16 protein-coding genes are annotated in these 18,050 nt (G+C 68.4%); 6 read left to right on the top strand and 10 right to left on the bottom strand.

Annotated elements, in window-relative coordinates; genetic code table 11:
• The first annotated feature begins 36 nt into the window (after nucleotides 1-36).
• The 4 genes from HX774_RS00960 (at nucleotide 37) to rplS (ending at nucleotide 5,275) form a co-directional block, all read left to right on the top strand.
• Nucleotides 37-1,701, top strand: coding sequence for a thiamine pyrophosphate-binding protein (locus HX774_RS00960; RefSeq protein WP_178823439.1), 1,665 nt, complete (start codon nucleotides 37-39; stop codon nucleotides 1,699-1,701).
• 249 nt (nucleotides 1,702-1,950) lie between these two features.
• The gene (locus HX774_RS00965; RefSeq protein WP_178823441.1) at nucleotides 1,951-3,789 is read left to right on the top strand and encodes a DUF885 family protein; all 1,839 of its coding nucleotides are present in this window, start codon (nucleotides 1,951-1,953) and stop codon (nucleotides 3,787-3,789) included.
• A 308-nt stretch (nucleotides 3,790-4,097) separates the two neighbouring features.
• Nucleotides 4,098-4,850, top strand: a complete 753-nt coding sequence (gene trmD / locus HX774_RS00970) for a tRNA (guanosine(37)-N1)-methyltransferase TrmD (protein ID WP_178823443.1) — start codon at nucleotides 4,098-4,100, stop codon at nucleotides 4,848-4,850.
• 2 nt (nucleotides 4,851-4,852) lie between these two features.
• Nucleotides 4,853-5,275, top strand: a complete 423-nt coding sequence (gene rplS, locus HX774_RS00975; RefSeq protein ID WP_114817593.1) for a 50S ribosomal protein L19 — start codon at nucleotides 4,853-4,855, stop codon at nucleotides 5,273-5,275.
• 269 nt (nucleotides 5,276-5,544) lie between these two features.
• Here the strand turns inward: rplS and HX774_RS00980 are convergent, their stop codons facing one another.
• The 5 genes from HX774_RS00980 to HX774_RS01000 form a co-directional block, all read right to left on the bottom strand.
• Nucleotides 5,545-6,030: a PA2169 family four-helix-bundle protein gene (locus HX774_RS00980; RefSeq protein WP_114817594.1), complete on the bottom strand. Its 486-nt coding sequence runs from the start codon at nucleotides 6,028-6,030 to the stop codon at nucleotides 5,545-5,547.
• Nucleotides 6,031-6,087: 57 nt separating this feature from the next.
• Nucleotides 6,088-6,933 (bottom strand): tryptophan 2,3-dioxygenase, encoded by an 846-nt coding sequence (locus HX774_RS00985; protein WP_218650194.1) that lies wholly within the window; start codon nucleotides 6,931-6,933, stop codon nucleotides 6,088-6,090.
• Between the two features lie 55 nt (nucleotides 6,934-6,988).
• Nucleotides 6,989-7,519: a CHAP domain-containing protein gene (locus HX774_RS00990; protein ID WP_178823446.1), complete on the bottom strand. Its 531-nt coding sequence runs from the start codon at nucleotides 7,517-7,519 to the stop codon at nucleotides 6,989-6,991.
• A gap of 34 nt (nucleotides 7,520-7,553) precedes the next feature.
• Nucleotides 7,554-8,681 (bottom strand): acyltransferase, encoded by a 1,128-nt coding sequence (locus tag HX774_RS00995; RefSeq protein ID WP_178823448.1) that lies wholly within the window; start codon nucleotides 8,679-8,681, stop codon nucleotides 7,554-7,556.
• A 130-nt stretch (nucleotides 8,682-8,811) separates the two neighbouring features.
• Nucleotides 8,812-9,267: a COG3650 family protein gene (locus tag HX774_RS01000; protein ID WP_178823450.1), complete on the bottom strand. Its 456-nt coding sequence runs from the start codon at nucleotides 9,265-9,267 to the stop codon at nucleotides 8,812-8,814.
• 97 nt (nucleotides 9,268-9,364) lie between these two features.
• Between HX774_RS01000 and HX774_RS01005 the strand changes: the two genes are divergently transcribed.
• A complete protein-coding gene (locus tag HX774_RS01005) occupies nucleotides 9,365-10,522 on the top strand; it encodes a DNA cytosine methyltransferase (protein ID WP_178823452.1) in 1,158 nt (385 codons plus the stop codon).
• Here the strand turns inward: HX774_RS01005 and HX774_RS01010 are convergent.
• From HX774_RS01010 to HX774_RS01025, 4 genes are all read right to left on the bottom strand, one after another.
• On the bottom strand, nucleotides 10,519-10,818 hold the full coding sequence (locus tag HX774_RS01010; protein WP_178823454.1) for a hypothetical protein: 300 nt from the start codon (nucleotides 10,816-10,818) through the stop codon (nucleotides 10,519-10,521). The two genes, HX774_RS01005 and HX774_RS01010, sit on opposite strands and share 4 nt — an antisense overlap.
• A 9-nt stretch (nucleotides 10,819-10,827) precedes the next feature.
• Entirely contained in the window at nucleotides 10,828-11,187 is a 360-nt protein-coding gene (locus tag HX774_RS01015) for a YdbL family protein (RefSeq protein WP_178823456.1), read from the bottom strand.
• Between the two features lie 22 nt (nucleotides 11,188-11,209).
• Entirely contained in the window at nucleotides 11,210-11,395 is a 186-nt protein-coding gene (locus tag HX774_RS01020; protein ID WP_114817600.1) for a YnbE family lipoprotein, read from the bottom strand.
• Between the two features lie 88 nt (nucleotides 11,396-11,483).
• Nucleotides 11,484-14,690 (bottom strand): YdbH domain-containing protein, encoded by a 3,207-nt coding sequence (locus HX774_RS01025; protein ID WP_255499829.1) that lies wholly within the window; start codon nucleotides 14,688-14,690, stop codon nucleotides 11,484-11,486.
• 333 nt (nucleotides 14,691-15,023) lie between these two features.
• Here HX774_RS01025 and HX774_RS01030 point away from each other — a divergent pair, with 333 nt between their 5' ends.
• Nucleotides 15,024-16,379, top strand: coding sequence for a M23 family metallopeptidase (locus HX774_RS01030; protein ID WP_178823458.1), 1,356 nt, complete (start codon nucleotides 15,024-15,026; stop codon nucleotides 16,377-16,379).
• Nucleotides 16,380-16,412: 33 nt separating this feature from the next.
• On the opposite strand, the gene HX774_RS01035 is transcribed toward HX774_RS01030, so the two are convergent.
• Complete coding sequence (locus HX774_RS01035) at nucleotides 16,413-18,050, bottom strand: TadG family pilus assembly protein (protein WP_255499830.1); 1,638 nt, start codon at nucleotides 18,048-18,050, stop codon at nucleotides 16,413-16,415.

Here is an 18,050-nt window from a genome sequence, read left to right on the forward strand (position 1 = left end):
GGCCAATTCATCCTTCAATCTGCTAACGGCGATCTTATGACGCAAGCTCTCGATACCGCCGCCCGCCGTCTGGTCGACACCCTGGTGATGAACGGGGTGGACAAGGTCTTCTGTGTGCCGGGCGAGAGCTATCTGGCCGTGCTCGACGCCCTGGCCGACGTGCGCGACAAGATCGAGGTCATCGTCTGCCGCCATGAGGCGGGCGCCGCCAACATGGCCGAGGCCTATGGCAAGCTGACGGGCAAGCCGGGCGTCTGCATGGTCACGCGCGGACCGGGCGCGACCCATGCCTCCATCGGCGTGCATACGGCGCATCAGGACTCCACGCCGATGATCCTGTTCGTCGGCCAGATCGCCCTGACCGACCGGGGACGGGGCGCCTTCCAGGAGGTCGACTACCGCGAGGTCTTCGGCGGCCTGGCCAAGTGGGCGACCGAGATCGAAAGCCCCGAACGCACCGTCGAGGTGGTCGAGCGCGCCTTCGCCACGGCCCTGCAAGGCCGCATGGGCCCGGTGGTCGTGGCCCTGCCCGAGAACATCCTGCACGATCACGGCGGCCCGGCTCCTGTGCGCCCGGTGGTCGCCGCCAAGGCTGCGCTGGACCCGGCCTTCGTCGAGCAGGTGAAGGCGCGTCTGGCCAAGGCCGAGCGCCCCATGCTGATCCTCGGCGGGTCGGGCTGGACCGACGCCGCCACCGACGCGATTTCCGGCTGGGCCGAGCGACTGGGCCTGCCCGTCGCCCTGTCCTTCCGCCGCAAGGATCTGATCCGCAACGACCATCCCGGCTATGCGGGCGACCTGGGCCTCGGCCCGAACCCGAAGCTGGTCGCGCGGGTCAAGGCGGCGGACCTGCTGCTGGTGATCGGCGCCCGCATGGGCGAGAATCCGACCCAGGGCTACACCCTGCTGGATCGCGCCAGGACGGCCGAGACCCTGATCCATATCCATCCGGGCGCCGAAGAACTGGGCCGCGTCTGGGCGCCGAGCCTGTCGGCGGCTTCGGACAATTCGCTGGCCGCCCTGGCTCTATCGGCCATCGAGCCGGGCCGCACATGGAGCGAGCAGGGCGCCGCCGCCCACGCCGACTTCATCGCCTTCTCCTCGCCCATCGAGGTCAAGAGCGCGGTCAACATGAGCGAGGTCATCGCCCATTTGGCGCAGGCCCTGCCCGAAGACGCCATTATCACCAACGGCGCAGGCAATTTCGCCGCCTGGCTGCACCGCTTCCATCGCCATCAGGCCCGTCGCACCCAGCTGGCCCCGACCTCGGGCGCCATGGGCTACGGCTATCCGGCGGCGCTGGGGGCCAAGGTCGTCGATCCGTCGCGCGAAGTGGTCTGCATCGCCGGCGACGGCGACTTCATGATGAGCGCCAATGAGATGGCCACCGCCGCCCAGTACGGGCTCGGCGTCATCGTCGTGGTCGTGGACAACGGGACCTTCGGCACCATCCGAATGCACCAGGAGCGGGACTACCCGACCCGCATCAGCGCCACCGAGCTGAAGAACCCCGACTTCGTCAAATACGCCGAGGCCTTCGACGCCTTCGCCGTGCGTTGCGAGAAGACCGAGGACTTCCCGGCGGCGCTTGCGGCGGCGCGTGAAGCGGCGGCGGACGGGCGTCCGGCCCTGATTCACCTGATCACCGACGCCGAGCAGATCGCGCCGGGCCGGACCATCACGGACCTGCGCGGGCAGTAGGCCTTGACCCTCTCCCGACGGGAGAGGGCTTGAGCCTCCGAGAGCGAAGCGATCGGCAAGGCAAAAGGGTGAGGGGCTGTGCTGACAGTCGGCGTCAGCCGCGGCGCGGCGGCTTGCGCCGAAGGAAGCCTGCGACCCTCATCCGACCCTTCGGGCCACCTTCTCCCATCGGGAGAAGGATTGCGTCAGCGGCTTGCGCCTGACGCCGCCGCGGGGAACAGTGCCGCCTCGCAGTTCCGAGGGGGTTTCATGCGTCGTTTTCTGATCTCGTCCGCCGCCGTTCTGGCGCTTTGCGCCGCCGCGCCCGCCGTCCTGGCCCAGACCGCCGCGCCGGCCGCGGCGCCCGCTGAGGCCCAGAGCGAGGATGCGCGCCTCAACGCCTTCTTCGAACAGGCCTTCCAGGAACGGATCGCGCTGAGCCCGCAGCAGATGACCTCGCTGGGCCTCAAGACTGACTACGACAAGCTGGACGACGTCTCCGACGCGGCTTCGGCCCGCTCGCTGGCTCTGCAAGAGGCGCAACTGGCGCGCATGAAGGCCGAGTTCGATCCGGCCAAGCTCAGCACGCAGAGCAGGCTGTCGTGGCGGCTGTTCGAATACGGGGTGCAGCAGGCGCGCCTGTCGAATCAATGGCGCGACTGGAGCTTCCAGTTCGCGGCCAACGGCAATCCGACCACCAGCCTGCCCGTCTTCCTGATCAACAACCATCGCATCGGCAGCGTCTCGGACGCCGAGGCCTATGTCTCGCGCATCGGCGAAGCGGAACGCTACATGGGTCAGGTAGCCACGACGCTGAAGGCCCGCGCCGCCGAGGGCGTGGTCTCGCCCCGCTTCGTCTTCGAGCCGTCCATCGAGAACACCCGCGCGGTGATTACGGGCGCGCCCTTCGACAACGACGCCGACAACCCGGTCTGGGCCGACGTCCAGAAGAAGGTCGCCGCGCTCGACGCCGACCAGGCGACCAAGGACCGGCTTCTGGCCTCGGCCCGCGCGGCCCTGACCGGCCCCTACAAGCGCGGCTTCGACACGGTGCTGACGGCCCTGGCCGAGGTCCAGCCGCTGGCCGACAGCGACGCGGGCGTCTGGCGGTTGCCGAACGGCGAGGCCTATTACAACGCTCGCCTTCAGCTCTCGACCACGACCGATCTGACCGCCGACCAGATCCACCAGATCGGTCTGGACGAGGTCGCCCGCATCCAGCGCGACATGGAAGCCATCAAGACGCAGGTCGGCTTCGAGGGTTCGCTGCAGGACTTCTTCGTCTTCCTGAAGACCGATCGGCGCTTCCAGTATCCGAACACGGCGGAGGGCAAGGAGCAGTATCTGACCGACGCTCGCGCCTTCGTCGCCCAGGTCATGGCGGTGTCGCCGCAGTGGTTCTCCAACCTGCCCAAGGCGGCGCTGGAGGTGAGGGCGGTCGAGCCCTTCCGCGAGGCCACGGCCTCGATCGCCTTCTACAACTCGCCGGCGCCGGACGGCTCGCGACCGGGCATCTACTACGTCAACCTGTCGGACATGACCCAGGTGCTGAAGCCCCAGATCGAGGGCATCAGCTATCACGAGGGCGCGCCGGGGCATCACTTCCAGATCGCCTACGCCCAGGAGATCGAGGGCCTGCCGCGCTTCCGCCGCTTCGGCGGCTACGGCGCCTACGCCGAGGGCTGGGGCCTCTACGCCGAGCAGCTGGGCAAGGAGATGGGCTTCTATCAGGACCCCTATTCCGACTTCGGCCGCCTCTCGACCGAGCTGTGGCGCGCGGTGCGTCTGGTCACCGACACCGGCCTGCACGCCAAGCGCTGGAGCCGCGAACAGGCGATGGACTATTTCCGCCAGAACTCCCTGCTGTCGGAGCGTGACATCCAGAAAGAGGTCGAGCGCTACATCACCAACCCCGGCCAGGCGACCAGCTACAAGATCGGCGAGCTGAAGATCAAGGAACTGCGCGCCAAGGCCGAGACGACCCTGGGCGACAAGTTCGACATCAAGGACTTCCACGCCGTGGTCCTCGGCTCCGGTTCCGTGCCGCTCGACGTCCTGGTCGATCAGGTCGACGCCTGGATCGCGACGGGCGGCGGTGCGCCGAACTAAAAGCTCAGTCGCTGTTCCCTCTCCCGATGGGAGAGGGATTGAGCCTCGGAGAGCCGAAGGCGATCCGCCAAGGCGAAAGGGTGAGGGTTCGCGGATGCCGTCGGCGAAAGCCGTCGTGTCGCCGTTCGAGAGCTAAGCCGCCCGCAGTGATACGGCTCACGCCGACTGAAGGGCCGAGCCCCTCACCCTTTCGCCTGTTCCAATCGCTTCGCTCGTGGAGGCTCAAGCCCTCTCCCGCCGGGAGAGGGAGGGCGGCCATTGCAGTCAGAGTCGGATTTTTCCGACTTTCTGGTGTATGAGCCGCCGCCATGCCCTTTACCGCCACCGTCCTGACCATGTTCCCCGAGGCCTTTCCCGGTCCGCTCGGCGTGTCGCTGATCGGCACCGCCTGGCGCGAGAAGGGGCTGTGGGATTTGCAGACGCTGGACATTCGGGCCTTTTCCGAAGATAAGCGCGGCTTCCTGGACGACACCCCCGCGGGTGGCGGTCCCGGTCAGGTGCTTAAAGCGGACGTGGTGGCCCGGGCTTTAGATAGTCTGGAAGGGCCGCCTCGGCCGCTTTTGTACATGAGCGCACGCGGTCGACCCCTGACGCAGGCGCGAGTGAAGGAATGGGCCAAGGCCGACGGAATCGTCGTGCTTTGCGGTCGTTTCGAGGGGGTGGACCAGCGGGTGCTAGACGCGCGCGGGTTCGAGGAGGTCTCCGTCGGAGACGCGGTGCTCGCCGGCGGCGAGGCTGCGGCCATGGTGGCGATCGAGGCGTGCGTACGACTGATCCCCGGGGTGCTTGGCGCGGCAGACAGCCTGTCGTCCGAGAGCTTCGAGGATGGTCTTCTGGAACACCCGCAGTACACGCGACCGCGGACGTTCGAGGGGCATGACATTCCCGAGGTGCTGCTGTCGGGCGATCACAAGAAGATCGCGCAATGGCGAGAGGCGCAGCGGGAGGTGACGACGCAGGAACGGCGCCCGGACCTCTGGGCGGCGCATCTCGCAAAGACGATCGCGGAGCCTGGCTCCGCCAAATCAAAGGCAAAGGGCGCTAAAGCCCGAGGAGAATAGACATGAACATTGTTCAGCAGATCGCTGCCGAAGAAAAAGCCCGCCTGCTCGAAGGCAAGACCATCCCCAACTTCCAGCCGGGCGACACCCTGCGCGTCTTCGTGAAGATCAAGGAAGGCGAGCGCGAACGTATCCAGGCGTTTGAAGGCGTCTGCATCGCCCGCGACAGCGGCGGCATCAACGAGACCTTCACGGTCCGCAAGATTTCCTTCGGTGAAGGCGTGGAGCGTCGCTTCCCGATCCTGTCGCCGAACATCGAGTCCATCGAAGTGAAGCGTCGCGGCGTCGTCCGTCGCGCCAAGCTGTATTACCTGCGCGACCGTCGCGGTAAGTCGGCCCGTATCGCCGAGCGCCAGACGGTTCGTCCGGCCAAGGGCGTGGCTGTTCCGGTCACGGGTTCGGACGACAAGGGCGACGAGGCTTAGTCTTAAGCCCCCGCTCTACGCTGAAAAGATCGAGGCCCCGGCGGAAACGCCGGGGCCTTTTGTCATTCTTGGTGCGCTATCGCGCTCGACGCGGTCGAGCGCTGCTTGAGCGCGACTTTCTCCCTCCCACTTGGGGGAGGGTGGCTGACGCGCAGCGTCAGACGGGTGGGGGCGGCCAGGCTATTCAAGCGCCGCGTTCCGTATCACCGCCCCCTCCCCACCCGGTCGCTACGCGACCACCCTCCCATGAAGGGGAGGGAGAGCTCCGGCTAATGCGGATGCAGCGGATTGTCGGCGTCGTGCTGGCCTTCGAGGCTGCGTCGCAGGACGTGCATCTCGTCGTGACCGGCTTTGACGGCGGCGTGGGCGCGGCGGATCGTCTCGCGCGTCGTGGCTGACAGGCTGTCGTCGTCCAGGGCGCGGTCGAACCGGGCCTGCAGGTGGGCCTCGCCGCGTTCGACCGAACCGACGACCGAGGCCTCGTCCCGCATCAGGGCGTGCTTGATGTCCATGAAGGCGCGGTGCGCCTTGGCCAGGATGGAGCCCTCGTCCTCCGGGTGGCCGCCCATGCCGCGCACCGTGTCCTGCAGTTCGGTGGCGATGCGGCGCCGTTCGACGCTGCGGCTCAGAAAGAGGTCGCGATAACGCATCTCCTCGGTCTCGGCCGCCGCCTCGGCATAGCCGTCGGCGCTGTCGATCAGGCCTTCAGCGAGGCCGTTCAGAACCTTGATGTCGTGGCTATTGGGGCTGCTCACCAGAAACCTCCGTGGCTGACGCAGGTAAAACCCGCGCCCCCGGCGAAGGTTGCCGCGTTATAACTTCGTCCGCAGCGACCACAGTTCCGGGAAGCAGCGGCGCTTCAGCGTCTCGACCAGGTAGCCGACGCCGTCCGTGCCGCCCGTGCCCTGACGACGGCCGATGATGCGCTCGACCGTGACGACGTGCTTGTGGCGCCAGGTCAGCAGGGCGTCGTCCAGATCGACCAGCTTCTCGGCCAGTTGATACAACGGCCACCAGCGCTCAGTGTCGCGGTAAACCTCCAGCCAGGCGGCCTCGACGCCCTCGGACGGCTCATAGGTCTGGCTGACGTCGCGGTTCAGCACCTCGGCGGGGACGGGCAGGCCGGCCTTGGAAAGTTGCAACAGGGCGTCGTCGTAGAGGCTGGGGGCTTCCATGGCGGCCAGCAGGGCCGCATGGGCCTCGGGCCGCTCGACGTGGAAGCGCAGGAAGCGCGGGTCCTTGAGGCCCAGCATGGTCTCCAGACGGCGGAACTGGTCGCTCTGGAAGCCCGAGCTGGCGCCCAGGTCGCCCCGGAACTTCAGGTAGTCCGAAGGCGTCATGGTGGCCAGGATGTCCCAGCTCTGGGTCATCACGGCCTGGATGCGGCTGACGCGGGCCAGGCTCTTGTAGGCGGGCACCAGATCACCGGCGCGGATCAGGCTCTGGGCCAGGGCCATCTCGTGCAGGATCTGCTTGAGCCACAGTTCCTTGGTTTGATGGATGATGACGAACAGCATTTCGTCATGCTGGTCCGAGCGGGGATGCTGGGCGCTCAGCAGGTCGTCGAGCGACAGGTAGCCGGCGTAGGTGATGCCGCCCGGCTCGTGCTTCGCCGTTTCGATCGCGTGAGCGCGAATGTCGTTCTTTGCGTCGGTCATCCGTCACCTATCGCCGGATCAGGCCGCAAGGGCCAGCCCGGAGGCGGCGGAAAAATCAGTTGGCGGCGCGAGGCTCGTTTGCGGCGGCGGCGGCCATCTGACGGCCGCTGTCGAAGGCGTCGCGGGCGCCTTTGTAGACGAAGCCGTAGGTCGGATAGACCGTGGTGCCCAGGGCGTTGATGGGGTTGTACCAGACCTTGACCCGGCTCCAGTCGCCCGAGGGGGAGACGTCGACGACCGTGACGTTCTCCTCGACCTTGCCGCGGCTGCCGCCCCAGTTGGCGTGGGTCACGCGGATGACGCGGTCGGTCAGGATGTCGGAAACGACGGCGACGTGACCCTTGTCCATGCGGCCATTGGGCTGGAACACCAGCACCGAGCCGGTTTCCGGGGCGCGGCCGGTGCGGAACTTGTCCACCGCCTGACGCCACCAGGTCCAGGCGTCGCCGAAAATGTTGATGCCCGAGAACATGCGCGCGAAGGTCACGCACTGCCAATAGGGATCATCGGCCTTGGCCGGCGCGGGGCCGATCGCAAAGAAACCAAGGGTCGCCGCAACCGCGGCGGCTGTGAGCCGTTTCATCATCTGGCGTGCTCCCGACTAAAACGCGGACCAAGCCTTAGACGATAGTGTCCGAAGGTTGAAGAACCGTTTCCGACTGTTTCGCCGTGTGATCCACAGGCGCGCGTCGTCGGTCGGCCATCCCGCGCAACGCCTGTCGGGCCGGGCGTTCGATCAGGTGATAGGTGGCGGCGGCGGCGGCGATCAGACCCAGAATGATCCCCAACCACACGAGAACGTGAAGTCGCTTGTCCTCCGCTCCGGTCGCCCGCGCGGCCAGATTGACCGCCAGAATCTGCCACGGCGCGCAGACCATATAGACCGAATAGCTGATCTCGCCGAGATAGACGGCGGGTCTGGAGCTCAGCCAGCCGGCGCGATCATGCGGTATCGAGGCCAGGGCCAGGATCAGCAGACCGGCGGCCAGCACCGTGACGGCGTCCCAGGCCAGGACCGAGGCCGAGCCCACCATGACGACGGCGGCGCTCAGCGCCAGCAGCCCGGCGCGGGGCAGGGGCGCGCGGCGATAGACCAGGTAGAGGGCGCAGCCGTAGGCGAAGCAGGGGACGATGCGCAGCGCGCCCCAGCGGAAGGTGGCCTCAGTCAGGGGGAAGCCCGCCAGACGCTCGAACGCCGCGTACAGGCCCATCAGGAAGACCGCCGCGCCCGCCGTCGCGACCCAGGGGCGCTTCCTCAGCGGCCAGGCCGCCAGGGCGAACAGGGGGAAGGCCAGATAGGCGAACCATTCCGCCGAGATCGACCAGGACGGATGGTTCCAGCCCGCCTCGCCGGCCAGGCCCCAGGCGTGCAGCATCAGCAGGTGGGCGGGCAGGGTCTTCCAGCTCAGCACGCTGTCGTCGATGCTCATGCCCACGGCCACCGCGCCCAGCCCCAGGGCCATGACGCCTAGCAGGGTGAAGAGGTGCAGCGGATAGACCCGCGCGATCCGCGCCCAGAGGAAGCCGCGATAGGAGAAGCGCTTTTCCGCGAAGGCGTGCAGATAGACGTGGCTGAGGATGAAGCCCGACAGGACGAAAAACAGCTCGACGCCCAGATAACCCTTGGCCGCCAGGTTGGGCAGGAAGCCGACGTCGAGGTTGGGCCAGAAGGTGTAGAACACCACCCATAGCGCCGCCATGAACCGCAGAGCGGTCAGCGGGCGAAGATCGACAGGCGTCGGGGTCATGCGGCCACCATGGGATAGCGCCGCTTTGGGAAGCGTCAAGCGGCCTGGGGCTTCAGCAGCAAGACCGGCGCCAAGATCCCTTTCTTTCGCTCATCCCGGCGAAGGCCAGGATGAGCGGGGGAAAAGCGGGCTACTCGACCCGCCCGCTTTCGCCCGCCTTTTCGATCGCCGCGCTGGCGGCGGCGCAGCCGGTCAGGCTTTCGCCGCCGATCTCGACCTTGGCGGTCAGGGGATAGGTGCGGTCGCTCATGCCGTCCGAGCAGTCGGTGGCGGTCAGGGTCACGACCAGCGGGGCCTTGGCCTCGGTTTCCGTGGTCCAGACCGCGACCGTGCCTTGCAGCGCCGGGCCGGGGTTGGCGGCCTTCTGCTCGGGGCGGTCGATGCCGGAATAGGTCAGGCCGGCGGGCGTGATCTCCACGGCCCAGAAGGGTTCGGTTCCCAGCACGCGCAGAGGTTGGTCCAGGTCGACCGCGGCCAGGGTGCGGGCCTCGGCGGCGGCGGCGGGCGCCTTTTCCGCCGTCGGCTGCGAACAGGCCGTGAGAGCGGCGAGGGCGGTCGCGGCGGCGATAAGAGAGGCGAGGCGCATGGCGGGCTCCGTTTCAGGTCGAGGATCAGGAACCGCAGGCGCGATCCTGGGTCAAGGGGAGGCGCCAAACGCCTCGCGCTGGGTTATGGTCCCGGACATGACGAATCGCGTCGCCGCCCCTTCCGTTCCATTGACCGCCTGCGAGTTCTTCGCGGGGGGCGGTCTAGCGGGCCTGGGCCTGTCCAGAGGCCTCGCCGGGTTCGACACCATCTTCGCCAACGACATCGACCCGATGAAGGCTCGCGCCTTTCGCGCCAACCACGCGGGGACGCGATTGGCCGAGGGCGACGTCTGGGATCTGACCCCTGCCGACATCCCCGGAACGCCGGACCTGTGCTGGGCATCCTCGCCCTGTCAGGACGTCAGTCTGGCGGGCGCGCGCGGCGGGCTGAAGGCCGTGCGTTCAGGCGCCTTCTGGGGCTTCTGGAAGCTGATGCAGGGGCTGGACCTTGAGGGCCGTGCGCCCCGCATCATCGTCATCGAAAACGTCACGGGCCTGCTGACCTCGGGCGAGGGGGCGGATTTCGAGGCCGTCTGCGCCGCCATGGTCGAGGCTGGATACCGCGTCGGGGCGCTGGAGATGGACGCCGCCCTGTGGCTGCCCCAGTCGCGACCGCGCCTGTTCGTGGTCGCCATGCGCGGGGTCGAGGGGCCGAGGGCGGCCGCGCCGAGCGCTCCGTTCCACACGCCCCGCCTGATCGCCGCCCACGCCCGCCTGTCGGACGCGGTTCAGGCGAACTGGGCCTGGTGGGCGCTGACGCCGCCGCCGCGCCGCAATCTGGATTTGTCCACGGTGCTGGAAGCCAGGGTTCCGGTCTTCACACAGGCGCAGACCAAGACCCTGCTGGCCATGCTGTCGCCGCTGCACCGGGCGCGGCTGGATGCAGTCCTGGCCTCGGGCGAGCGCCGCGTGGGCGCCGCCTTCCGCCGGGTGCGCACCCTGGACGGGGTCAAGCATCAGCGGCTGGAACTGCGCTTCGACGGGCTGGCGGGCTGTCTGCGCACGCCGTCCGGCGGCTCGTCGCGGCAATATGTGCTGATCTGCGACAAGGGCCGGGCGAAAATGCGCCGCCTGACCGGGCGCGAGGCGGCGCGGCTGATGGGCGTCTCGGACGACTACGCCCTGCCGACCAGCGAAAGCGCGGCCTTGAAGCTGATGGGGGATGCGGTCGCCGTGCCGGTGGTCGAGGCCCTGACCCGGCAGTTGTTCGAGCCAGCGTTGGGCGTCGAAGCAGATGGGGCGGTCGCCGCCTAGTATTGAAGGTCGTCGTCTTCGGCTTCGTCGCGGCCCGGGTCCAGATGGTTGTCCACCTGATCGTCCCAGCCTTCGCGATCAGAGCGAAACGCAAGGCTCATCAACAGCCAGGCCAGGCCGACGGTGCACAGCACGCCCAGGCCCATGGCGATCCAGCCGTGGATGGACATGGGTCCGCCGCCGATCAGTCGCCAGTACCCGGCCAGACCGAGGGTGGCGACTGCGGCGATGACGACCGCCAGGCCGAGGGCCAGCAGGAAGCGTCCTGCCCGACCTTCGACCCGGGGCGTCTTCATCACGTCAGATCAGCGCTGGACCCACTGGCCCGCGGCGTTCTTGTACCACTGGCCCGAGCTGATGCGCGGCAGCAGCTGGGTTTCGAACATCCGGGCGCCGGCCACTTCGGCCGTGGTGCCGGCGTTGGCGGCGCTGCGGGCATAGGCCTGACGACGACCGGCGTTGGTGGCGGCGACAGCGGCCTGGGTGTCCGGTTGGACCGAGGTGCGGACGCCGAGGTAGCCGTCGGCTTGCTCGCCGACAGCGCCGGCGGCCTTGGCCTGGTCGACCAGGGCCTTTTGCGAGGCGGTCTGGGCCACGGCGGCGCCGGCGGCGACACCCAGAGCGGCGACAGCGGCGACGGCGACGAAGAGTTTACGATGGTTCATGTTCAGCCCCTTTCTTGAACGGTCAGAACAGGTTGGGATTTTCGCGCAGGAGGTTCTGCAGTTCCTGGTCGAGCTTGATGCGGATGTCGGCGTCCAGCTTGGCGTTGATCTGCAGCGGCTCGCTGAATTTGATGTTCACTGTCGGCGTGCACGCTGCGACGCCGACGGCGGCGAGGCCGAGCAGGCCGATCTGACGCTTGCTGATCATGGGGCCGAACTCCGAAGGCGGCGGTTGAGGTCGTGACGATCTAACGCCGTCGCGGGTGAATGGGTTCTGAACAAAGCGGCGCCGTATCTCAAGGGGCGATGATTTCGGGGGCGACTTTGGGCGTTTCGCCGCGACGCGCATATTCCAGCAGGTCGGACACGATCTGGTTGGCGTTCCAAGTGGTGTCCAGCGTCAGGTCGATGGGCGTGTCCGACGGCAGGGGCAGCTTCTTCTTGAGGAAGTCGCGGCGGATCAGCTCGATCCAGCTCAGCCGCAGTTGCTGGCGTTCCGGCGGGTCGTGGCGGCCATGGATATGGAAGCGCACGCCCAGGCGCCCGCCGTCCAGACTGTCGACCTCGGCGCTCAGGTCGCTGATCGCCAGGTCCTGCATGGCCTGATAGGCCAGATCCTGCATGGTGTTGGGCGGCAGGGGCGCTTCGCCTTCGACCGCAGCCGCGCCAGCGTCCAGATCGTCGAAAACCTCGGGCTGGATCGACAGACGACCGGGGCGCACGGCGTTCAGGACGCCGCCCGAGATGCGCCAGCCAACGTCCTGGGCGTAGGTAAAGGGCAGGCGGCCCGAAACGATGGCGTCCAGTTGGGCCTTGTCCTGCAGGTTGGCGCTCTTCATCAGCTCGTTCAGCTGAATCTGGTCGACCAGGATCACTCCGCCCCATGCCTCGCCCGGCGTCAGGGGGACCTTGATGGGTTCGATGCTGATGCGGCCGCCCGCCGCCTCGATCTTGCCGCCCGCCAGGCTGAGGAACTTCTCGTCCAGGGCGAAGCGCAGCTCCAGATCGGTCAGGGGCGTGACGGTTTCCAGCCGGTTGATGGTCAGCACCTGATCGGGGGCCGTGATCAGCGGGGTCAGGCTGGTGAACTCGATCCGGCCCTTCAGCCCCTGCACCTTGCCCGCCGGGCTGGTGAAGTCGAGCTCGGGGATGGTCACGACGCCCGAACTGGTCGCGGTCGTCGGCGACCAGTCGATGCGCCCCTCGAACCCGGCTGAGCCTTCGACCGGCGACTTCAGATAGTCGGCGGCCAGGGGGCTGAGATCGCTGGGTTGCAGGCCGTATTGGCTGAAGGCCAGGTTGGGCGCGCGGATGGTCACGCCGCCGGCCTCGGCCTGGCCGTCGTGCCGCAGGTCGATGCGGCCGATGGCGTGCTCCAGACGGGTCAGGTCGAACCCGCCGCTCCAGACGTCGCCGGCCAGCCTGGCCTCGCCGACCGCCGTCAGCGGCAGGAAGCGCAGCGGATCGGTGGTGTCGGCGACCTGGGCGCGGCTGACCGTCGCGGTCATCGACAGACCGGCGGGCTTGCCGTCCACGACCAGTCGGCCCTGCGCGTCCGAGAAGCGCATGGCCAGGAAGGGAGCGACGGCGTCGACATCGGCCAGGGTTCCCTGCGCCCGCCAGGCCCCGTTCGCGACCGTGATCAGCGGGGCCTCGGCGGGGCAGAAGCGACCGTTGATGTCGGTCACGTCGTTCTCGCCCAGTTCCAGCCGCTCGACGCTGAGGGGGATGCAGTCGCGTGTCGTATAGGTCAGCCGCCCGCCGCTGGAGGCCAAGTCGCCCTTGGTCGTCAGGGCGATGTTGCGCGCGGGACCGAAGTCCAGCGCCGCCTGGCCGTCAAGCGTGGCGCGGAAGCCGCCGGGCGTCAGGGTCCACGACGGCACGGCGATCTGCGCCTCGGGCAGACCGCCGCCGCGCTGCGCCGTCAGGCTCAGGGCGCCGCCGCCCGACTGGCCGGCCTCGGCCGCGAACAGGGGCGTCGGGGCGGGCGCGATGGTCAGCAGGCCGCCATTGGCCGGGCGGGCCGTAATGGGCCGGGTCAGGGTCAGTTCCGTCCCGACGTTGCCGGTGGACAGCCTCAGGCCCGGCGCATCAATGGCGAAGGCGTTCAGCGCCCGCTTCAGCTCGGCCATCTCGGGCAGGTCGTCGCGGGTCGGCGCGCCGAGGCCGGGCCATGAGGCGCGGGCGGCGGACAGGGCGCCGGTCGCGGTCATCCGGGTCACGCCGTCGCGCACCAGATCCAGATCCAGCCGTCCGCGCGCCTGGTTCAGCTTCAGGTCGCCCGAGGCCAGTTCTCCGGCGCTCAAGGCCAGCGGGCCCTGCATCTCGAAGGCCGCGTCGCGTCCGCCCGCAGTCAGGCCGTCAGAGGTCAGAACGGCCCGGCTCAGGCGTGTGCCCGCCGCTGAGCCGCTGTCCAGCCGGATCACGGCGGGCGAGGCGACGCGCCACTCCAGGCCGCGCTGGCCGCGCTTCACCATGATGTCGGCGCGGTTCAGGGCGAGGGCGGCGCCGCGCGCCGTCAGGCCCTCGCCGGTCAGCTGTTGAGCTCGCAGCCGCGTCTGGCCCTTGCCGACAATCTGGAAGGTTTCGATCCAGCCTTCGGTCAGGCCGTCGAAGTCGACCGAGGCCTCGGTCTTGCGGCTTTCCATTCCGCCCGCCGACAGGGCGTCGGCGGTCAGGCGGGCGGCGATGACGGCGCGACCGTCGCCGCGACGCATCTTCAGGTCGGGATAGGGCAGGTCGCCGGTCAGGTTCAGCCTGGCGGCGGTCCCGCCCGCCTCGGCCAGGCTGAAGCGGTCGGCGGCGGCCTCGACCTTCAGCGCCACGCGGTCGCCGGTGGTGGTCAGGTCGACGACGGCGCTGAGGCCGCGCGCTTCCGTGTCGCCGCTCTTCAGCGAGGCGGCGGGCAGACGGGCGTTCAGCCGCATCAGCCTGCTGTTGTCGATGCGGGCGTCGGCCAGGACCTGCAAGGGGCCATATTCGGTGTCGATGCGGGCGCGGCCGCCCTCGACGATGACCAGGGGCGCGCGCTGGTCGGGGCGGGGCGGCTTGGCGGTGAACTCCTTGACCAGCGGGTCCAGAGAGCCGAGCGACAGCTTGCCGTCCTTCCAGCTGGCGCGGACCAGGGGGCGGATCAGGCGGATACGGCTGGGGGTCACGCCCAGGCCGGCTTTCGACCAGGGCAGGCCCAGGGCGTAATCGACCTCGACCCGTTCGACCTTGAAGTCAGGGTTGCGCGGGTCGCCGATGCTGATCTTGCCGACGAAGCCGTCGATCTCCAGCTGTTCCACCTCGACGTCGGCGTCGATGCCTTTCCTGTCCAGCCAGCCGACCAGAAGCTCGCGCGCGGCGGCGCGCCGGTTCAGATAGAGGGCCGCGGCCAGCACGATCAGCAGCAGGACGCCGATCAGCAGAACGATCAGCGCCGTTCTGAGGGCGGAGCGTCTACGGCGGGGCGTCTGTGCGCGCGTCTGGGGCTGGGAAGTCGGAGTGTCGTCGGTCAAAGGCGTTCGGCGTTCTTCGGCGTAAGGATGGAGCGACAACGCCACAGATTGGCCGCGGACAACAGTTGTGGCCGCATGAACACTGAAGCGTGGCGCTGTAGTCACTGTTCAGTCAAGCAAGGCCAGAAAAGGGCCGTTCATCGCCGATGATTCAGGAATAACGGTGGAATACTTGACGACGACCCGGCCAAGTTAACCAATTGTAACCTACGCGCTTCCCAAGATGGAACAGACGGGCTATATCGCTCGCTTCGCGTTTTCGGGGCTGCCGGGGCGCGATCCACGATTCGAATGGTTTGGCGCCAGTAGGGCGTCGTCGATTGCCGGGGAACGATGGCTCAGTTTGATCCGCGCCGCCAGCCCATGCGGCTCGCGCCGCATCTCCTGACGACAGCTGCGGCAGTGGCCATCGCCCTTGTGGCGGGTCAAGCCTATGAACCCGTCCGCGCCGAGGAAGTTCCCGCGCTGACATCGGAACAGATCGCCTATCTCGAGACCCAGGCCTACGCCGCCGCCGGCGCGCCGGCCGGTCTGACGGCCCCCGAGGCCATTCCTGTACAAATCCGCCGCGGCGAAACCTTCGAGCAGGCCGTGCGCCGCACCGGCATCGGCGCCGAAGAAGCCAGCGCCGTCGCCGCCACCATCGCCAGCGCCTTTGATCTCAAGGATCTGCGCGCCGGGCTGAAATTCGAAACCGCCGTCTCCAAGCCGCGCGGCGGCCGGGGCGACGCCCGCCTGATCGGCCTGACCATGCGCACCGGCCCGGCCAGCCAGCTGACCGTGTCGCGCAGCTTCGACGGCGCCCTGCGCCTGCGCGCCCTCGACGAAAAGGTGACGCACGAGACCGTCGTCGCCAACGACAAGGTCCAGCGTTCGCTGTCGGCCAGCGCCCGCGAACTGGGCGCCACCTCGGCGGTCGTCCGCCGCGCCAGCCAGCTGTTCGCCCACAAGTTCGACATGCAGCGCGACGTGCGCGCCTCGGACGAGTTCACCCTGGTCTTCGACCGCTCGGTGACTGAGGGCGGCCGCACCGTCGAGACCGGCGACCTGCTCTACGCTGAGCTCAAGGGCCACGCCTTCTATCGCTTCCAGCGCCCTGGCTCGAAGACGGCGGAGTATTTCGACGCCACCGGCAAGAACACGCGTTCGGCCATGATGCGGACCCCGCTGCAGAGCTTCCGCCGCGTCAGCTCCAACTTCGGCGTCCGCACCCACCCCATCTCGGGCTATCGCAAGATGCACCAGGGCATGGACTTCGCGGCCACCACCGGCACGCCCATCGTGGCGCCGGCCGACGGCGTGGTCGTCGAGGCCCGTCGCTGGGGCGGCTACGGCAACTGGCTGCGCATCCGTCACTCGAACGGTCTGGAAAGCGGCTACGGCCACCTGTCGCGCTATGGCTCGGGCATCCGCGCGGGTCAGCGCGTGTCGCAAGGTCAGATCGTCGCCTATGTCGGTTCGACCGGCGCATCCACCGGCCCGCACCTGCACTATGAAATCTGGCGCGGCGGACGGCGGATCAATCCGGCTGGCGTGAAGACCCAGGAGGGCACCGTTCTGGCGGGCGCCGACCTGGCCGCCTTCCGTGCGGAAAAGAGCCGCATCGACCGCATCATCGCCGCCGGCGGCCAGCGTCGTCCGGTGGTGCAACAGGCCTCGGCCTCGGGCCTGCGCTCCGTCGAAGGCTGAGGCCGCGTGTCAGGGGCGTCGCGGCCCCTGCCTCTATCCCACCAGAACCGGCGTCCGGCCCTGCGTCGGGCACTGAACCCCGTGCACCCTCACGTCGGCCTCGCCCAGCTTCAGGCCCAGCAGGTCGAGCAGGGGCTGGACCACGCCGTCCAGCACGGGACCGAGGGGTGTCAGCAACTGGGTCAGGGGCGCCAGAAGATCGCCTATCAGGCCCCCCAAAAGGCCGCGACCGACGTCGATCTCCAGCCGCTGCAGCAGGCTGATGATCAAGCCGTTGACGAAGGCGCGTGATCGCGCCGTCTTGACCTTCTGCTCGCTGATGTCCGACGTGTTGAAGCTCACGTCGGTCCAGTTCTGATCGGCGATTTCCACGTCGGCGTGGGCTTTGACCGTGACCAGGTTCAACACCGAAACAATCGTCGCCGGCGAACTTGTCAGCGACGCCTTGAAGTTTTTCAGCTTCGTCTCGTCGATGGCCCCGATGCGGGCGCGCGCCACGCCGGGCCGCACGGCCACCGTCACCGAGGGCGCGCCGACGCAGTTGATCCGGCTCAGCCTAGCCTCGGATGAGGCCGCCTCGATCAGGATCGGCAGCTTGACTTGGGCCAGGCCGGCCAGGCTCTGGGCCGTCGTCGCCTTCAGATAGATCCGGGCCTGGGCGGTGCGGATGATCGGCTCGCCCTTGCTGGTGATGGTCAGCCAAGGCGACTTGTTGGGCCGTTCGCCGATGGCCAGCATGATGTCCAGATCGGCCAGACCGGCGCGCGCGCCCAGGTCCAGCGCCACCTGTCGGTCGCCATTGGCGGTCTCCAGCGAGGCCATGATCAGGTCCAGCGCGGACACATCGGCGTTCAGCGCCTGGCGCAGACCGTGCTGGGCGTCGGCCTCGACCCCGATCAGGTCCTTCAGCTTCAGCTTGGCGTCCACGGGGGCGCGGGTCAGCTTGCTCAGGGCGGATCTGGCGTCAGCGCCGGCGATGCTCTCCAGCACTTTCAGCGCCTGGCCCGCCGTCACTTCCTGCTTGAGCAGGGCGTCGTAGTCGCCGGCCGTCAGGCCGATCTCGGTCGCCAGGGCGTCCGAGAACTGCAGCAGATTGACCTGGGCCCCGGCCAGGGCGCGGTAGTCCATCACGGTCAGCGAGACATTGCTGCCCAGCAGCCCCGACAACAGGGCGTTGGCCAGTCCCCCGTCCAGACTGGCCAGACGAGAGCCGATCGAGAACATCGCCTGGGGCTGCCCGCCCGGAATGGCGGCGGTCGCCGTGCGACGCACGTTCAGGCTGTCGCGTTGCAGGACCCAGCGGCCGAAAAAGAGCGGCGCAGGGGCCGTCACCTCGACCCGTGCGGCGTTGGGATCGGCGGCGCCGGCAAGGAACCGATCCTTGGGCTTGATGCGCCCATCGGCGACATAGGCGCCTTTGACGACGTCGACGGTCTGGACGTCGCTCAGGTTGGCCGAGGCCGTGGCGTGGGCGGCGGCGTCGGCCCGGGCCAGGTCGTGGGCGGCGGCCATGGCCGACAGGTCCGCCGCGCCCTGGATTTGCCGCGCCTTCAAGGAGACGGAGCCGACATCCACCGCCAGCGCCGCCAGCACGCAAAACACGCCGCCGAACAGGGCGGTCATGACGGCCACGCCGCCGCCTTCGTCCTTCAGGCTGTTGCGGGGCGCCAA

The sequence above is a fragment of the Brevundimonas sp. P7753 genome, assembly GCF_013386595.1.
Taxonomy (GTDB): domain Bacteria; phylum Pseudomonadota; class Alphaproteobacteria; order Caulobacterales; family Caulobacteraceae; genus Brevundimonas; species Brevundimonas bullata.